Here is a 14,201-nt window from a genome sequence, read left to right as displayed (position 1 = left end):
TGAAGCCAGATGCGTAACAGCGAGCAGATCGTCCACGACACCTTCGCCCTCTACGAGCGCCATGGCGCCGAGGACTACATCGGCGAGCCGGTGTCGCAGCTGGAACACATGTCTCAGGCAGCCCAGCTGGCGCTGGCGGAAGGTTATGACGACGAGGTGGTGCTGGCCGCCTTCTTCCACGACATCGGCCATTTGTGCGGTGAGGGGGAGGGCAACATGGGGGGCTATGGTGTGGTCAGTCACGAGCGAGTCGGTGCCGAGTACCTGCGGCGCTGTGGGTTCAGCGAGCGCCTGGCACGCCTGGTGGAGTACCACGTCGAAGCCAAGCGCTACCTGACCCTGCGCCAGCCAGGTTACTACCAGCGACTCAGCGAGGCCAGCCGGCGCACCCTGGAGTACCAGGGCGGGGTGATGAGCGAGGCCGAGGCCGATGCTTTCGAGCAGGACCCGCTGTACGCGGTGAGCCTGCGCATGCGCCAGTGGGATGAGATGGCCAAGGAGGTCGATGTACCGGTGCTCGACCTGGAGGTGCTCAAGGGCAAGGCGTTGGCGCTGTTGCACTGAGTTTTGGACAGCACGCCGAATCCATTGGCGCTATAGGTGTCGTTCGCATGAGGGGCACGGGGTTCAGAGCTCTTGCAACAGCGCCTCGATCTGCTCCTGTCGCTCCACCTGGTTCACCCTTGCCCCGGGGTTGAGAGACGACCATTGAGGATGTGCCCGTGCCTTGCCAAGGGCTTCGGGCAGCTTGCCTTGGCGCCAGGTCTGATCCTGTGGCGCGGTAAGGCGGATGCTGTCTTGTGCGGCATGGCCACGGCTGTCGAGGGCTTGCATCAATTGCTGCTGACGCAAGGCGAGCAGGCGTAGCACGCTGTCATCCACGGTCAGTTCGCGCTGCCCCTTGAGCTTGCCCATCAGCCGCGAACCGTAGTTGCGCGCGGTCTGCAGGGCGCCGCCGGCAATGGCGCCGGCCAGTGCGGCGGCACCGAGGGTCAGGCCGCCAACCAGCAGATCGACTCCGGCACCGGCAGCCGCGCCGGCAGCCACGCCGCCGCCCAGGCGCACACCGAGCAATTTGAGGGTCTCGGGGTTGAACAGGTCATCGCCCCAACGGCCGTCGAGCAGCGGCAGGTCACCGGCGCTGGCATCTTCGCGGCGGAAGGCATAAAGCTTGAGCAGGGCTTCGACGCAGCGTTGTTCGCGCTGACGCACGTCCTGGCGCAGGGCCTCGATGGCCTTGGCCTCGGCGGCCGCTTCGGCCTCGACACTGCGCCGGCAGGCCGCGCAATCGAGCAGCAACTCGGCGATCAGGCGCTTGCCGCTGTGCTGCCGCGCCAGGCGCTGTGCCTGCTGGTCATCGATCAGCCGTTGCAGCGCTGGCCGGGCATCTTCCAGCAACAATGCCAGGCTTTCATACAGGCGGCGCTCGCCATCCTCCGGTGGTGCGACGCTGTCGAACCGCACCAACGCATGCAGGCCCAGGCGAGCCAGGGCCTCGCGCCACTCCGGCTCGCGGTGCTGATGGCTGGCGACGAAGTTAAGCACCGGCAGCAATGGCTTGCCGCAGCCGGCCAGCACCTCCAGCTCGTCACGGTACTTGGCCAGCACCGGTTCACGGGCGTCGATCACATAGAGGCCGGCGTTACTCGCCAGTAACTGGCGCAGCACCTTGGCCTCTTGTTCGAAACGCTGGCGTGCTTCGCTGCCTTGGAGGAAACGCTCCAGGCGCGCCGGCCCATCGAGCCGTTCACCCGGGCGCTCCAGGCGTTCCAGATAGTCGAGCAAGGCGATGGCGTCTTCCAGGCCTGGTGTGTCATAGAGTTCCAGCAGCGGTTCGCCGTCCACCGACAGGCGTGCTCCTTCTACATGGCGCGTGGTGCTGGGCCGGTGCGAGACCTCGCCGAAGCCGACATCACGGGTCAGGGTGCGCAGCAGCGAGGTCTTGCCGACGTTGGTGTGGCCGACCACGGCCAGCTTCAATGGCTCAGTCATGGCCATGCTCCAGCCAGTTCATCGGTGCCGTGTCGGCGTGGGGCAGGCCGAGCTGGTCCAGCGCCCGGTGCCAATCGCCCAGGCGCGCGGCGTCCAGGGCTTGGCCGGGTCCCGCCTGCAGCAGCCAGACGCGTGTGGCGCCAGCGTTGCGCGCCAGCTCCGCGAGCAACGCCAGGCTGCCGCGGTCCGGCGAGCGCCGTGGGTCGCAGGCGATCGCCAAGCGGGCCGGGGGGAAGCGGCTGAGCTGTTCCAGCAACCTGTTGCGCGACTCGCGGCTGTCGAGAACTCCGGCATCCTTGACGGCCTTGGGCAGGGCTGGCGGCCAGGGGCGCTGATCATCCAGTTCCAGGCCGACCAGCAAGGCGCCGCTGCTGCCGCTGTCGAGTTGACTGGAGGTGAACTGCGGCAGGGTATCGGGCTCGGCATCCTGTACGCCCAGGCGTTCGCTGCTGGGCATCAGGCTGCTGCGCAGCGGGTTGTAGCCGGGCAGGTTGAGGTCCAAGGCAAGGCGTTCGCGGCCCTGGCGCCAGCGCCACAGGCACAGCAGTGCCAGCAACAGGCGTGGAAGAATGCCGTACACGATCAGCACGCCAAGCAGCCATCCGGCCCAGGCCTGGCGGGCCAGGTCGAGGGCGGGCAGGTTGTCGCCGCTGGCGCGGATCATTTCCACGTCCGGGGTGTTGAAGCCGATCAGGGAGGGCAGGGCGCCGAGGGCCTGGGTCAGGGTGACGAAGGTGTCGGCACCGAGAATGGTGGTTTCCCAGACGAAGCCATAGCGTCGGGTCGCCAACAGGGCCAGCAACAGGGCCAGCGCCGAGACCAGTGCCGCCAGCCACAGGCTGTGCACCAGAAGGCCGAGCAGCCAGCGGTTCAGGCGCTGGCGCTGCAGCAGCACCAGCAGGGCCGGTGCCAGGTGCGCGGCCTTGGCATCGCGGGCAAAGCGTTCACTGAGCCAGAGCCACAGCCGGCCAAGGCCCGTGCTGTGTTCGGCAGAAAGGAAGAAACCCGCCGCCCAGCCGAGCAGCAGCATCAGGTTCACACCCAGCAGACTGCCCAAGGCCCAGAACACGTTCACCGGGCGTTGGCCGTCGCCCAAGGCCGCGAAGGCCAGGCCTGCGCCACTGAGCACCGCCATGAACAGCAGGGCCAGAAGGGCCAGGCGCGCACCTTGTTTCCAGTGCAGCAGGGCAGTGCTCATGCCATCGCGTTCGGCCAGCCACAGGGCGCGGCTTTCGATACGTGCAGCCAAGTCGCCGCCCTGCTGGCGGGCGCGGCGGTTGGCTTCCTGGTCTTCCAGCGGGCCGGCATGTTCCTCGCGCAGGCGCACCGCTTCGGTGAGCCAGCGCTTGTCGAGTTCAGTCAGTCCAGTCACAGGGTCTTCCGTTGAACAAATCAGCCCACAGCATAACCCAGGCATCGCGGGGCGGCCTTTGCTATCCTCGCCGGCATGAACACATCACTCCCCCTCAGCCTGATCGCGGCGCTCGCCGAGAACCGCGTGATCGGCATCGACAACAGCATGCCCTGGCACCTGCCGGGGGATTTCAAATACTTCAAGGCCACCACCCTGGGCAAGCCGATCATCATGGGCCGCAAGACCTGGGATTCGCTTGGCCGGCCGCTGCCAGGCCGGTTGAACCTGGTGGTCAGCCGCCAGCCTGGCTTGCGCCTCGAGGGCGCCGAAGTCTTCGCTTCATTGGAGGACGCTCTGGTTCGGGCAGAGCAGTGGGCACGGGAGCAGGGCGTCGACGAGCTGATGCTGATCGGCGGGGCGCAGCTGTATGGCCAGGCGCTGGAGCGTGGGTTGGTCAGCCGCATGTACCTGACCCGGGTCGAACTGAGCCCGCAAGGGGATGCCTGGTTTCCAGCGTTCGACAAGTCGGCATGGGCGCTGGTATCCAGCCAGCCGCAGGCCCCGGAAGGCGAGGGGCCTGCGTATCACTTCGAGGTGTGGGAGAAGCGCTGAAACCGTGGCGCTCCCGCGATGGCGAGGGTGAATGTACCACCGCAATCGCGGGTAAGTCGGGGCGCCGAACCGCCGCTCCTACAAGACCGTGCGAGTCCTGTCAGGAGTGGTTCAGCTCGGCATGCGCCTCGGCACCCAGCACCTGATGGTCGGTCTGCTTGAGCAACTGGCTGGTCACTACACCTGCGGTCATCGAGCCGTTCACGTTCAGTGCGGTACGGCCCATGTCGATCAGCGGCTCGACCGAGATCAGCAAAGCCACCAGCTCCACCGGTAAGCCCATCGCCGGCAGCACGATCAGCGCGGCGAAAGTCGCGCCACCGCCGACACCGGCGACACCCGCCGAGCTCAGGGTGACGATGGCCACCAGGGTGGCGATCCATAGCGGGTCGAAGGGGTCGATACCTACCGCTGGGGCCACCATCACCGCCAGCATTGCCGGGTACAGGCCGGCGCAGCCGTTCTGGCCGATGGTCGCGCCAAAGGACGCGGAGAAGCTGGCAATCGACGGCGGCACACCCAGGCGCTGGGTCTGCGCCTCGATGTTCAGCGGGATGCTGGCGGCGCTGGAGCGGCTGGTGAAGGCGAAGGTCAGCACTGGCCAGACTTTGCGGAAGAAGCGCAGCGGGCTGACACCGGTGGCGGCCAGGATCAGGCCGTGGACCACGAACATCAGCCCAATGCCGATATAGGACACCACCACGAAGCTGCCCAGCTTGAGGATGTCGTCCAGGTTGGAGCTGGCGACCACCTTGGTCATCAGAGCCAGCACACCATACGGGGTGAGCTTCATCACCAAGCGCACCAGGCGCATCACCCAGGCCTGCAGGGTGTCGATGGCGGATAGGGCGCGGTTGCCCTTTTCGGCGTCGTCCTTGAGCAGTTGCAGAGCGGCCAGGCCGAGGAACACGGCGAAGATCACCACGCTGATGATCGAGGTCGGCTTGGCCTTGGCCAGGTCGCCCACTGGGTTGCTGGGCAGGAACGACAACAGCAGCTGCGGAATATTTAGGTCGGCGACCTTGCCGGCATAGTCACTCTGGATCGCCTGCATGCGGGCCATCTCCTGAGTGCCGGCGACCAGGCCCTCGGCGTTGAGGCCGAACATGTTGGTCAACAGGATGCCGATCAGCGCGGCGATAGCGGTGGTCACCAGCAGGGTACCGATGCTCAGCACGCTGATGCGGCCCAGCGAGGATGCATTGTGCAGGCGTGCGACAGCGCTGAGGATCGAGGCGAAGATCAGTGGTATCACGATCATTTGCAACAGCTGTACATAGCCGTTGCCCACTAGGTCGAGCCAGCCGATGGTGGCCTTGAGTACCGGATGGCCGGCACCGTAGAGGGCATGCAGCGCGCCACCGAACAGCACGCCAAGGACCAGGCCCAGCAAGACCTTCTTCGCCAGGCTCCAGTCGGTACGGCGGGTTTGCGCCAGGCCCAGCAACAAGGCCAGGAACGCCAGCAGATTGAGTGACAGTGGCAGATTCATTGAAGCTCCAGAAACATCGAGTCGGGGCATCGCGTCTATGCGCGATTGCGAACAGAAATGCTAACAGGCTGAAAACAAACGAATTTATATCTAAATCGAATTTGCATAGTCGTTTATGGAATAACGGATTGTCGTGCGTGGCAATGAACAAGGCGTTTAAGAATGTTTGGGCGTCGCACGGGGCTCAGGGCATCTCGCGGGTTTGGACTAGCTTCAATGGGTCTTATTCAGGAGAAATGCATATGACGTCTGCTCCGAAAATCCTCGCATCCTTCCTGAGCCTGGCGCTCAGCGCCTCGGTGTGGGCCACGGAACTCAAGCACTGGCCCGCCGACGCGGCCAAGCAACTGGACAGCATGATCGCCGCCAACGCCAACAAGGGTAACTACGCGGTGTTCGACATGGACAACACCAGCTACCGCTTCGACCTGGAAGAGGCCCTGCTGCCATTCATGGAGAACAAGGGGCTGCTCAGCCGTGACAAGCTCGACCCTTCGCTGAAGCTGATCCCGTTCAAGGACACCGCCGACCACAAGGAAAGCCTCTTCAGCTATTACTACCGGCTTTGCGAAATCGATGACATGGTCTGCTACCCTTGGGTGGCCCAGGTGTTTTCCGGCTTCACCCTCAAGGAGCTGAAGGTTCAGGTCGATGAGCTGATGGCTTCCGACAAGCCGGTCCGCAGTACTTACTATGAGGGGAACGAGGTCAAGTCCATCGACGTGCAGCCGCCGAAAGTCTTCACTGGCCAGGCCGAGCTGTTCAACAAGCTGATGGAGAATGGCATCGAGGTCTATGTGATCTCTGCTGCGTCCGAAGAGCTGGTGCGCATGGTCGCCTCCGACCCCAAGTACGGCTACAACGTCAAACCCGAGAACGTCATCGGAGTCAGCCTGCTGCTCAAGGACCGCAGCACCGGAGAGGTGACCACTGCGCGTAAACAGATCACGGCCGGCCACTATGATCCCCAGGCCAACCTGGACCTGGAGCTCACGCCTTACCTATGGACCCCCGCCACCTGGATGGCGGGCAAGCAGGCGGCCATCCTCACCTATATCGACGAGTGGAAGAAGCCGGTGCTGGTCGGCGGCGACACGCCCATCAGCGATGGCTACATGCAGTTCCACGGTGTGGACGTGAGCAAGGGCGGCATCCACCTGTGGATAAACCGCAAGGCCAAGTACATGGACCAGCTCAATGGCATGATCGCCAAGAATGCGGCGGCCCAAGCTCGGGAGGGGTTGCCGGTGACAGCGGACAAGAACTGGGTGATCGTCACGCCGGAGCAGATCCAGTAGGCACTGTGATGAAGGTGCCCACTTGTAACACGCAACTCCTGTAGGAGCGGGCTCGCCCGCGAAGGGTCGGCGCAGCCACTACAGAACCTGAATAAAAAACGACGCACTGGGCTAGTGCTGTTCACTTAAGACATCTGTCGTATGGTTTGAGGCCGCTGCGCTCCCCATCGCGACACAAGCCACTCCCACTTGCAAGCCTTCTGTGGGAGCGGCCTTGTGTCGCGATGGGCTGCGTAGCAGCCCCACCTGAAGGCGTTCCAGCTTAAGTGAACAGCATTAGCACTGGGCGCCATTTTTATTGCGGTGAAGCCTTACAAGCCTTCGAGCATCGCCTTGTTGCGCACCGCGCCCTTGTCGGCGCTGGTCGCCAGCAGGGCGTAGGCCTTGAGGGCGGTGGTCACCTTGCGTGGGCGGACTTCAGCCGGCTTCCAGCCTTTCTTGTCCTGTTCGATGCGGCGGTTAGCCAGTTCCTCGTCGCTGATCAACAGGTTGATCGAGCGGTTGGGGATATCGATGAGGATCTTGTCGCCGTCGCGCACCAGGCCGATAGCGCCACCGGCTGCGGCTTCAGGCGAAGCATGGCCGATCGACAAGCCCGAAGTACCACCGGAGAAGCGGCCGTCGGTGAGCAGGGCGCAGGCTTTGCCCAGGCCTTTGGACTTCAGGTAAGAGGTCGGGTAGAGCATCTCTTGCATGCCCGGGCCACCTTTCGGGCCTTCGTAGCGGATGATGACGATATCGCCGGCCTTCACTTCGTCTGCCAGGATGCCGCGCACGGCACTGTCCTGGCTTTCGAAGATCTTCGCGGTGCCTTCGAACACCAGGATCGATTCGTCCACGCCAGCGGTCTTCACCACGCAACCGTCCAGGGCGATGTTGCCGTACAGCACGGCCAGTCCGCCTTCTTGCGAATAGGCATGCTCGACGCTGCGGATGCAGCCGTTGGCGCGGTCGTCATCCAGGCTTTCCCAGCGTGTCGACTGGCTGAACGCGACCTGGGTCGGGATGCCCGCCGGGCCAGCCTTGAAGAACTCATGCACGGCGGCATCGTCGGTCTGGGTGATGTCCCACTTGGCGATGGCTTCTTCCATGCTCGGGCTGTGCACGGTCGGCAGGTCGGTGTGCAGCAGGCCCCCGCGGGCCAGCTCGCCGAGGATGCCGATGATGCCGCCGGCACGGTGCACGTCCTCCATGTGGTACTTCTGGATGTTCGGCGCCACCTTGCACAGCTGCGGCACTTTGCGCGACAGGCGATCGATGTCGCGCAGGTCGAAGTCCACCTCGCCTTCCTGGGCAGCGGCGAGCAGGTGCAGGATGGTGTTGGTCGAGCCACCCATGGCGATGTCCAAGGTCATGGCGTTCTCGAACGCCTTGAAGTTGGCGATGCTGCGCGGCAGGACGCTGCTGTCGTTCTCGCCGTAGTAACGCTTGCACAGATCTACGATGGTGCGGCCGGCCTGCAGGAACAGTTGCTCTCGGTCGGAGTGCGTGGCCAGGGTCGAGCCGTTGCCCGGCAAGGCGAGGCCCAGGGCCTCGGTCAGGCAGTTCATCGAGTTGGCGGTGAACATGCCGGAGCAGGAACCACAGGTCGGGCAGGCGCTGCGCTCGTACTCGGCGACTTTCTCGTCGCTGGCCGAGGAGTCGGCGGCGATGACCATGGCATCGACCAGGTCCAGGCCGTGGTTGGCCAGCTTGGTCTTGCCGGCTTCCATCGGGCCGCCGGAGACGAAGATCACCGGGATGTTCAGGCGCAGGGCGGCCATCAGCATGCCGGGGGTGATCTTGTCGCAGTTGGAGATGCAGACGATGGCGTCGGCACAGTGGGCGTTGACCATGTATTCCACTGCGTCGGCGATGATCTCGCGGCTTGGCAGGGAATAGAGCATGCCGTCATGGCCCATGGCGATGCCGTCGTCGACCGCGATGGTGTTGAATTCCTTGGCCACGCCTCCGGCGCGTTCGATCTCGCGGGCCACCAGCTGGCCCAGGTCCTTCAGGTGCACGTGGCCCGGGACGAACTGGGTGAAGGAGTTGGCGATGGCGATGATCGGTTTCTTGAAGTCGTCGTCCTTCATCCCGGTGGCGCGCCACAAGGCACGGGCGCCGGCCATGTTGCGGCCGTGGGTGGACGTTTTCGAGCGGTAATCAGGCATGAAGCACTCCTGGCGGCTAAATCAGGTCATAAAAGGGAAGTGAGCTTCTCTTGTCCTTTGTGCCGAAGGCCGGTAGCCGCTGGCACGGATGAGGCCGAAAGCACTACGGGATCGCCGCGTGTTCGACCAGAGCTCATAAACCCGCCGGGGATGTCTGGCGATGAATAGCCCGATTCTACACCGCTGGCGCGGTGAAGGAATGGCGTTATGGATGGCTGGCCGCTTTACGGCGGTGGATTGAGGGTTTTCAGGTTGGCGGGCGATTTGTAGGACCCTTCTGAAATGATGCGCAAAGCCCATTTTCCAGCTGACGCCGCAGCCTTGGTTGCCTATTATCCCGGCGCCGCATGTGCGGCTTCACGAGACAAGACCTCAATGGACCTTCCCAGTTTCAGTTCATCACGAACCTGCAAATTGGCACTGAGCGCGCCGTCGCCAGGGCTGCCGACGGCTTGAGCCTGCAAGGCTGAGGTCTGTGGGCGCCTGTGCCGGCGCCTGGAGAACCTCATGCACCACCTTTCCGACAGCCTCACCCCTACCGTCGACCTGCGCCAGCAGGCCCAGGCCCGACGTGACCACCTGCTGCAACCCGAGCGCTACGCACCAGGCACTGCTGGCGCCTTGATGAGCAGCGAGTATTCCAGCCTGGACAATGGCCTCAGCGCCAGCCAGGCCATCGACATGCTGCGCCGCGAGGCGGCAGACGCCGAAACCATCTACCAGTCCTATGTCCTCGACGGGCAACGCAACCTGCTCGGTACCCTGTCCCTGCGCGAACTGATCCTGGCCGCGCCCGACTTGCCCATCGAGCACCTGATGATCCGCCAGGTGATCAGCGTACGTACCGACACGCCCCAGGAAGACGTGGCCCGACTGATCCGCCAGCACGACCTGCTGGCTGTGCCGGTGCTGGATGGGCAAGGGCGCCTGATGGGCATCGTCACCTGCGACGAGGCTCTGGACGTGGTGGTCGAAGAGGCCACCGAGGACTTCCACAAGGGCGCGCTGATCGGCACCCACATTGGCAACCTGAAGGACGCGACCATCGGCCTGCTCTACCGCAAGCGCGTGCTCTGGCTGGTGCTGCTGGTGTTCGGCAACCTGTTTTCCGGGGCGGGCATCGCTGCCTTCGAGGAGACCATCGCCGCCCATATCGCCCTGGTGTTCTTCCTGCCCCTGCTGGTCGACAGCGGCGGCAACGCCGGCGCCCAGTCAGCGACCCTGATGGTCCGTGGCCTGGCCACTGGTGAAGTGGCCTTGCGAGACTGGTTGCACCTGCTCGGTCGTGAATGCGGTGTTGCCCTGGCCCTGGGCTGCACCATGGCCGTGGCGGTGGCCTCGCTCGGTATCCTGCGCGGCGGCCCGGACATCGCCCTGATCGTCGCCTGCAGCATGCTGGTGATCGTCCTGATCGGCAGTCTCATCGGCATGAGCCTGCCCTTCATGCTCAGCCGCCTGAAGCTCGACCCAGCTACCGCCAGCGGCCCGCTGGTGACCTCCATCGCTGACGCCGCCGGCGTGCTGGTGTACTTCGGGATTGCTGCGCAGGTATTGGAAATCTGATCGTCCTAACGGGCAGTGATCGGCTGGCTGTTCGAGAGTCTCATCAGCAGTAGCCAGCCGAACACTCCCACCCCGATGAATCGCAAGGCTAGGGTCGCCACCGCCTGTGCAGATGATCATCGGCAGCAGCATACCGGCCACTGATAATCCTGCGACCATGAGCCAGAGCGTCAACACCCACTTGCCAGCAACAAGCGCTTGCGGCCCATGTGATCGGATAATGGCCCGATGATGCACTGAAAAATGGCGACGCCGATTGCAAAAAGGCTGATCGAGTAGGCGATGTCAGTTGTGCTGACACCGAAGTTCGTCGCTAAGGCTGGGAAGGAGGGGAGAATGACATCGAGAGGGAATACGCCCAACAGGCTCATGAGCAACAGGAGAAAGACTATTTGCGGGACCACCGTTGTTTTCTTGTCGTGGCAAGGAAAGGTCGAGGCTTAGTCCAGGGGCTTTCTCGAAGTGTTCAGGAGTATTCCGGTAGCTGTGTAGGTTCGCTCTTATCTTTTCTGGGGCACTGCTGTTCACTTCAGACATCAGTCGTTTGGTTTTAGGCCGCTGCGCGCCCATCGCGACACAAGGCCGCTCCCACAGAGGGCTTGGGGGAGCGGCCTTGTGTCGCGATGGGCTGAGTAGCAGCCCTGATTGCAGGCACTCATACGATCAGGGCCGGGATTGCTTGTCTATCAGCTATTCGGCAACAACCGGCAGGTAATGCTCTTGATATACCGCGTTTCCGGGATGGCCGGATGCACTGGATGGTCCGGGCCCTGGCCGCCGCGTTCGAGCAGTTGCAGGTTGCGGTCCAGGTGACGGGCGCTGGTCAGCAGGATGTTGTGCAGGTCGTCCTCAGGCAGGTGCATGGAGCACGAGGCGCTGACGAGGATGCCGTCCTTGGTCAGCAGGCGCATGGCCTGTTCGTTGAGGCGGCGGTAGGCGGCCTCGCCGTTCTTCAGGTCCTTTTTGCGTTTGATGAAGGCAGGCGGGTCGGCGACGATCACGTCGAAGCGCTCTTCAGCAGCCTTGAGTTCCTTGAGGGCTTCGAATACGTCACCTTCGATGCAGGTGAGCTTCTCGGCAATGCCATTGAGCGCGGCATTGCGCTCGACGCCGTCGAGGGCGAAGCCGGAGGCGTCCACGCAGAATACTTCGCTGGCGCCGAACACGCCCGCCTGCACGCCCCAGCCGCCGATGTAGCTGAACAGGTCGAGCACACGCTTGCCTTTGGCGTAAGGCGCCAGGCGCGCACGGTTCATGCGGTGGTCGTAGAACCAGCCGGTCTTCTGGCCTTCGCGCACCGGGGCTTCGAACTTCACGCCGTTCTCTTCCAGCGCGACCCAGTCCGGCACTTCGCCATAGACGGTCTCGACATAACGGCCCAGGCCTTCGGCGTCACGGGCAGCGGAGTCGTTCTTGAACAGGATGCCGCTGGGCTTGAGCACCTGGATCAGGGCGGCGATCACGTCGTCCTTGTGCTGTTCCATGGTGGCCGAGGCCAGCTGTACCACGAGGATGTCGAAGAAACGGTCGACCACCAGGCCCGGCAGTAGGTCGGAGTCGCCATAGACCAGGCGGTAGCAAGGTTTGTCGAACAGGCGCTCGCGCAGCGACAGGGCGACATTGAGGCGGTGTACCAGCAGCGATTTGTCCAGGGCCAGTTTGGCGTCGCGCGACAGCAGGCGGGCGCAGATAAGGTTGTTCGGGCTCAGGGCCACGACGCCCAGGGCCTTGCCGTTGGCGGCCTCGAGGATCGCCTGTTCACCGGCGCGAAAGCCTTGTAGCGGGGTCGCGGCGACGTCGATTTCATTGCTGTAGACCCACAGGTGGCCGGCGCGCAGGCGGCGATCGGCGTTGGCTTTGAGGCGAAGGCTGGGCAGGGACATGACGTCGCTCCGGAAAAAGAGCGGGAGTATAGCGTGTCGGCCACGTCCCCGGCGCGGGCCCGGCTAAAGTAAAGTTCCTCCGGACCGAATCAGTGGTTGTTACCCTGATGGACCACAGGGTTAAAATCGCGCCTCAATTCCGAGTGTGTAGACATGTCCCAGGAACTTTCCTCCGAACAGATCCAGCAAGCCTTGCAAGGCATCAGTATTCCGCCGCAACCGCAGATCATGGTCGACCTGCAGTTCGAGCAATACATGCCCGACCCTGACCTGGAAACCATCGCCAAGCTGATATCCCAGGATCCAGGGCTTTCCGGTGCTCTGCTCAAGCTGGTCAATTCGGCCCATTTCGGCCTGAGCAACAAGATCGGCTCGATCCAGCGCGCAGTGAACCTGCTGGGCAGCCGCTCGATCATCAACCTGATCAACGCGCAGTCGATCAAGGGCGAAATGAGCGACGAGACCATCGTCACTCTCAACCGTTTCTGGGATACCGCCCAGGATGTGGCCATGACCTGCCTGACCTTGGCCAAGCGCACGGGCATCCAGGCCGTGGACGAGGCCTATACCCTGGGGCTGTTCCATGATTGCGGCGTGCCGCTGATGCTCAAGCGCTTTCCTGAGTACATGAACGTGCTCGAGCAGGCGTACGCCAATGCGGGTGCCGAGCAGCGCATCGTGGATACCGAGAACCGGATCTTCAACACCAACCATTCGGTGGTCGGCTACTTCACCGCCAAGTCCTGGCGTCTGCCGGAACACATCAGCGCGGCCATTGCCAACCACCACAATGCTCTGGCGGTATTCTGCGACGAGTCGTCGCGCAACAGCCAACTGAAGAACCTCCTGGCCATCCTGAAGATGTCCGAGCACATCTGCGCGTCCTACCGGGTATTGGGCAACCAGAGCGTGGACTACGAATGGGAAATCGTCGGGCCGCTCGTGCTCGACTACATCGGGCTGTCGGAGTACGACTTCGAGAACCTCAAACAGACCATCCGCGAAATGAGTGGGCACTGAGTCATGCCAGAACTGCCAGAGGTCGAGACAACCCGGCGCGGTATTGCGCCATACTTGGAAGGCCAGCGGGTCAGCCGTGTGGTAGTGCGCGACCGCCGGCTGCGCTGGCCGATTCCCGAAGACCTCGATGTGCGCCTGTCCGGGCAGCGCATCGTCACGGTCGCACGGCGTGCCAAGTACCTGTTGATCAACGCCGAGGTCGGCACCTTGATCAGTCACTTGGGCATGTCGGGCAACTTGCGTCTGGTCGAACTGGGCTTGCCGGCGGGCAAGCACGAGCATGTGGATATCGAACTGGAGTCGGGCCTGGCCCTGCGCTACACCGACCCGCGGCGGTTCGGCGCCATGCTCTGGAGCCTGGACCCGTTCAATCACGAGTTGCTGATTCGCCTGGGGCCGGAGCCGCTGACCGACCTGTTCGATGGTGAGCGCCTGTTCCAGCTGTCCCGTGGCCGCTCCATGGCGGTCAAGCCGTTCATCATGGATAACGCGGTGGTCGTCGGTGTCGGTAACATCTACGCGACCGAGGCACTGTTCGCTGCTGGGATCGATCCGCGCCGCGAGGCTGGCGGCATTTCCCGGGCGCGTTACCTGAAGCTGGCGATTGAGATCAAGCGCATCCTGGCCTGCGCCATCGAGCGGGGTGGTACGACCTTGCGTGATTTCATTGGCGGAGATGGCCAGCCGGGGTACTTCCAGCAGGAGTTGTTCGCTTATGGCCGCGGCGGCGAGCCGTGCAAGGTCTGCGGCACGACCCTGCGTGAGATCAAGCTGGGCCAGCGTGCCAGCGTGTATTGTCCGCGCTGCCAACGCTGAGGCGGTCTCGGGGCTGCG

The 14,201-nt window shown here is 63.6% G+C and carries 11 protein-coding genes and 1 pseudogene; 6 read left to right on the top strand and 6 right to left on the bottom strand.

The window, feature by feature from the left end; genetic code table 11:
- Positions 1–9: 9 nt before the first annotated feature.
- Positions 10–564: a phosphonate degradation HD-domain oxygenase gene (locus ACYU03_RS24640; RefSeq protein WP_461887206.1), complete on the top strand. Its 555-nt coding sequence runs from the start codon at positions 10–12 to the stop codon at positions 562–564.
- A gap of 63 nt (positions 565–627) precedes the next feature.
- Here the strand turns inward: ACYU03_RS24640 and ACYU03_RS24635 are convergent, their stop codons facing one another.
- Together ACYU03_RS24635 and ACYU03_RS24630 are read right to left on the bottom strand one after the other, a co-directional pair.
- A complete protein-coding gene (locus ACYU03_RS24635; protein ID WP_461887205.1) occupies positions 628–1,992 on the bottom strand; it encodes a GTPase/DUF3482 domain-containing protein in 1,365 nt (454 codons plus the stop codon).
- Positions 1,985–3,364 carry a DUF2868 domain-containing protein gene (locus ACYU03_RS24630; RefSeq protein ID WP_461887204.1) on the bottom strand — a complete coding sequence of 460 codons (1,380 nt, stop codon included), beginning with the start codon at positions 3,362–3,364 and terminating at the stop codon, positions 1,985–1,987. Before ACYU03_RS24630 ends, ACYU03_RS24635 begins: the two co-directional genes overlap by 8 nt.
- Before the next feature lie 75 nt (positions 3,365–3,439).
- Here ACYU03_RS24630 and ACYU03_RS24625 point away from each other — a divergent pair, with 75 nt between their 5' ends.
- Positions 3,440–3,958 carry a dihydrofolate reductase gene (locus ACYU03_RS24625; protein ID WP_461887203.1) on the top strand — a complete coding sequence of 173 codons (519 nt, stop codon included), beginning with the start codon at positions 3,440–3,442 and terminating at the stop codon, positions 3,956–3,958.
- A gap of 100 nt (positions 3,959–4,058) precedes the next feature.
- Here the strand turns inward: ACYU03_RS24625 and ACYU03_RS24620 are convergent, their stop codons facing one another.
- Positions 4,059–5,450 carry an L-cystine transporter gene (locus tag ACYU03_RS24620; protein WP_461887202.1) on the bottom strand — a complete coding sequence of 464 codons (1,392 nt, stop codon included), beginning with the start codon at positions 5,448–5,450 and terminating at the stop codon, positions 4,059–4,061.
- Positions 5,451–5,692: 242 nt separating this feature from the next.
- On the opposite strand from ACYU03_RS24620, the gene ACYU03_RS24615 reads away from it, so the two are divergent.
- Positions 5,693–6,748, top strand: a complete 1,056-nt coding sequence (locus tag ACYU03_RS24615) for an HAD family hydrolase (protein WP_461887201.1) — start codon at positions 5,693–5,695, stop codon at positions 6,746–6,748.
- A gap of 311 nt (positions 6,749–7,059) precedes the next feature.
- On the opposite strand, the gene ilvD is transcribed toward ACYU03_RS24615, so the two are convergent.
- A complete protein-coding gene (ilvD, locus tag ACYU03_RS24610) occupies positions 7,060–8,901 on the bottom strand; it encodes a dihydroxy-acid dehydratase (RefSeq protein WP_461887200.1) in 1,842 nt (613 codons plus the stop codon).
- A 507-nt stretch (positions 8,902–9,408) separates the two neighbouring features.
- Between ilvD and mgtE the strand changes: the two genes are divergently transcribed.
- On the top strand, positions 9,409–10,464 hold the full coding sequence (mgtE, locus tag ACYU03_RS24605; RefSeq protein WP_461887199.1) for a magnesium transporter: 1,056 nt from the start codon (positions 9,409–9,411) through the stop codon (positions 10,462–10,464).
- Between the two features lie 182 nt (positions 10,465–10,646).
- Here the strand turns inward: mgtE and ACYU03_RS24600 are convergent.
- Positions 10,647–10,835 (bottom strand): annotated as a pseudogene (locus ACYU03_RS24600) (MFS transporter); the annotation flags it as partial.
- Between the two features lie 315 nt (positions 10,836–11,150).
- Positions 11,151–12,347, bottom strand: a complete 1,197-nt coding sequence (locus ACYU03_RS24595; protein ID WP_461887198.1) for a class I SAM-dependent rRNA methyltransferase — start codon at positions 12,345–12,347, stop codon at positions 11,151–11,153.
- A gap of 207 nt (positions 12,348–12,554) precedes the next feature.
- On the opposite strand from ACYU03_RS24595, the gene ACYU03_RS24590 reads away from it, so the two are divergent.
- Together ACYU03_RS24590 and mutM are read left to right on the top strand one after the other, a co-directional pair.
- A complete protein-coding gene (locus tag ACYU03_RS24590) occupies positions 12,555–13,367 on the top strand; it encodes an HDOD domain-containing protein (protein ID WP_461891548.1) in 813 nt (270 codons plus the stop codon).
- 3 nt (positions 13,368–13,370) lie between these two features.
- Positions 13,371–14,183 carry a bifunctional DNA-formamidopyrimidine glycosylase/DNA-(apurinic or apyrimidinic site) lyase gene (gene mutM, locus ACYU03_RS24585; RefSeq protein WP_461887197.1) on the top strand — a complete coding sequence of 271 codons (813 nt, stop codon included), beginning with the start codon at positions 13,371–13,373 and terminating at the stop codon, positions 14,181–14,183.
- Positions 14,184–14,201: the final 18 nt, after the last annotated feature.

The sequence above is a fragment of the Pseudomonas sp. X10 genome (assembly GCF_054889225.1).
This window is presented reverse-complemented; position numbering and strand designations above follow the sequence as displayed.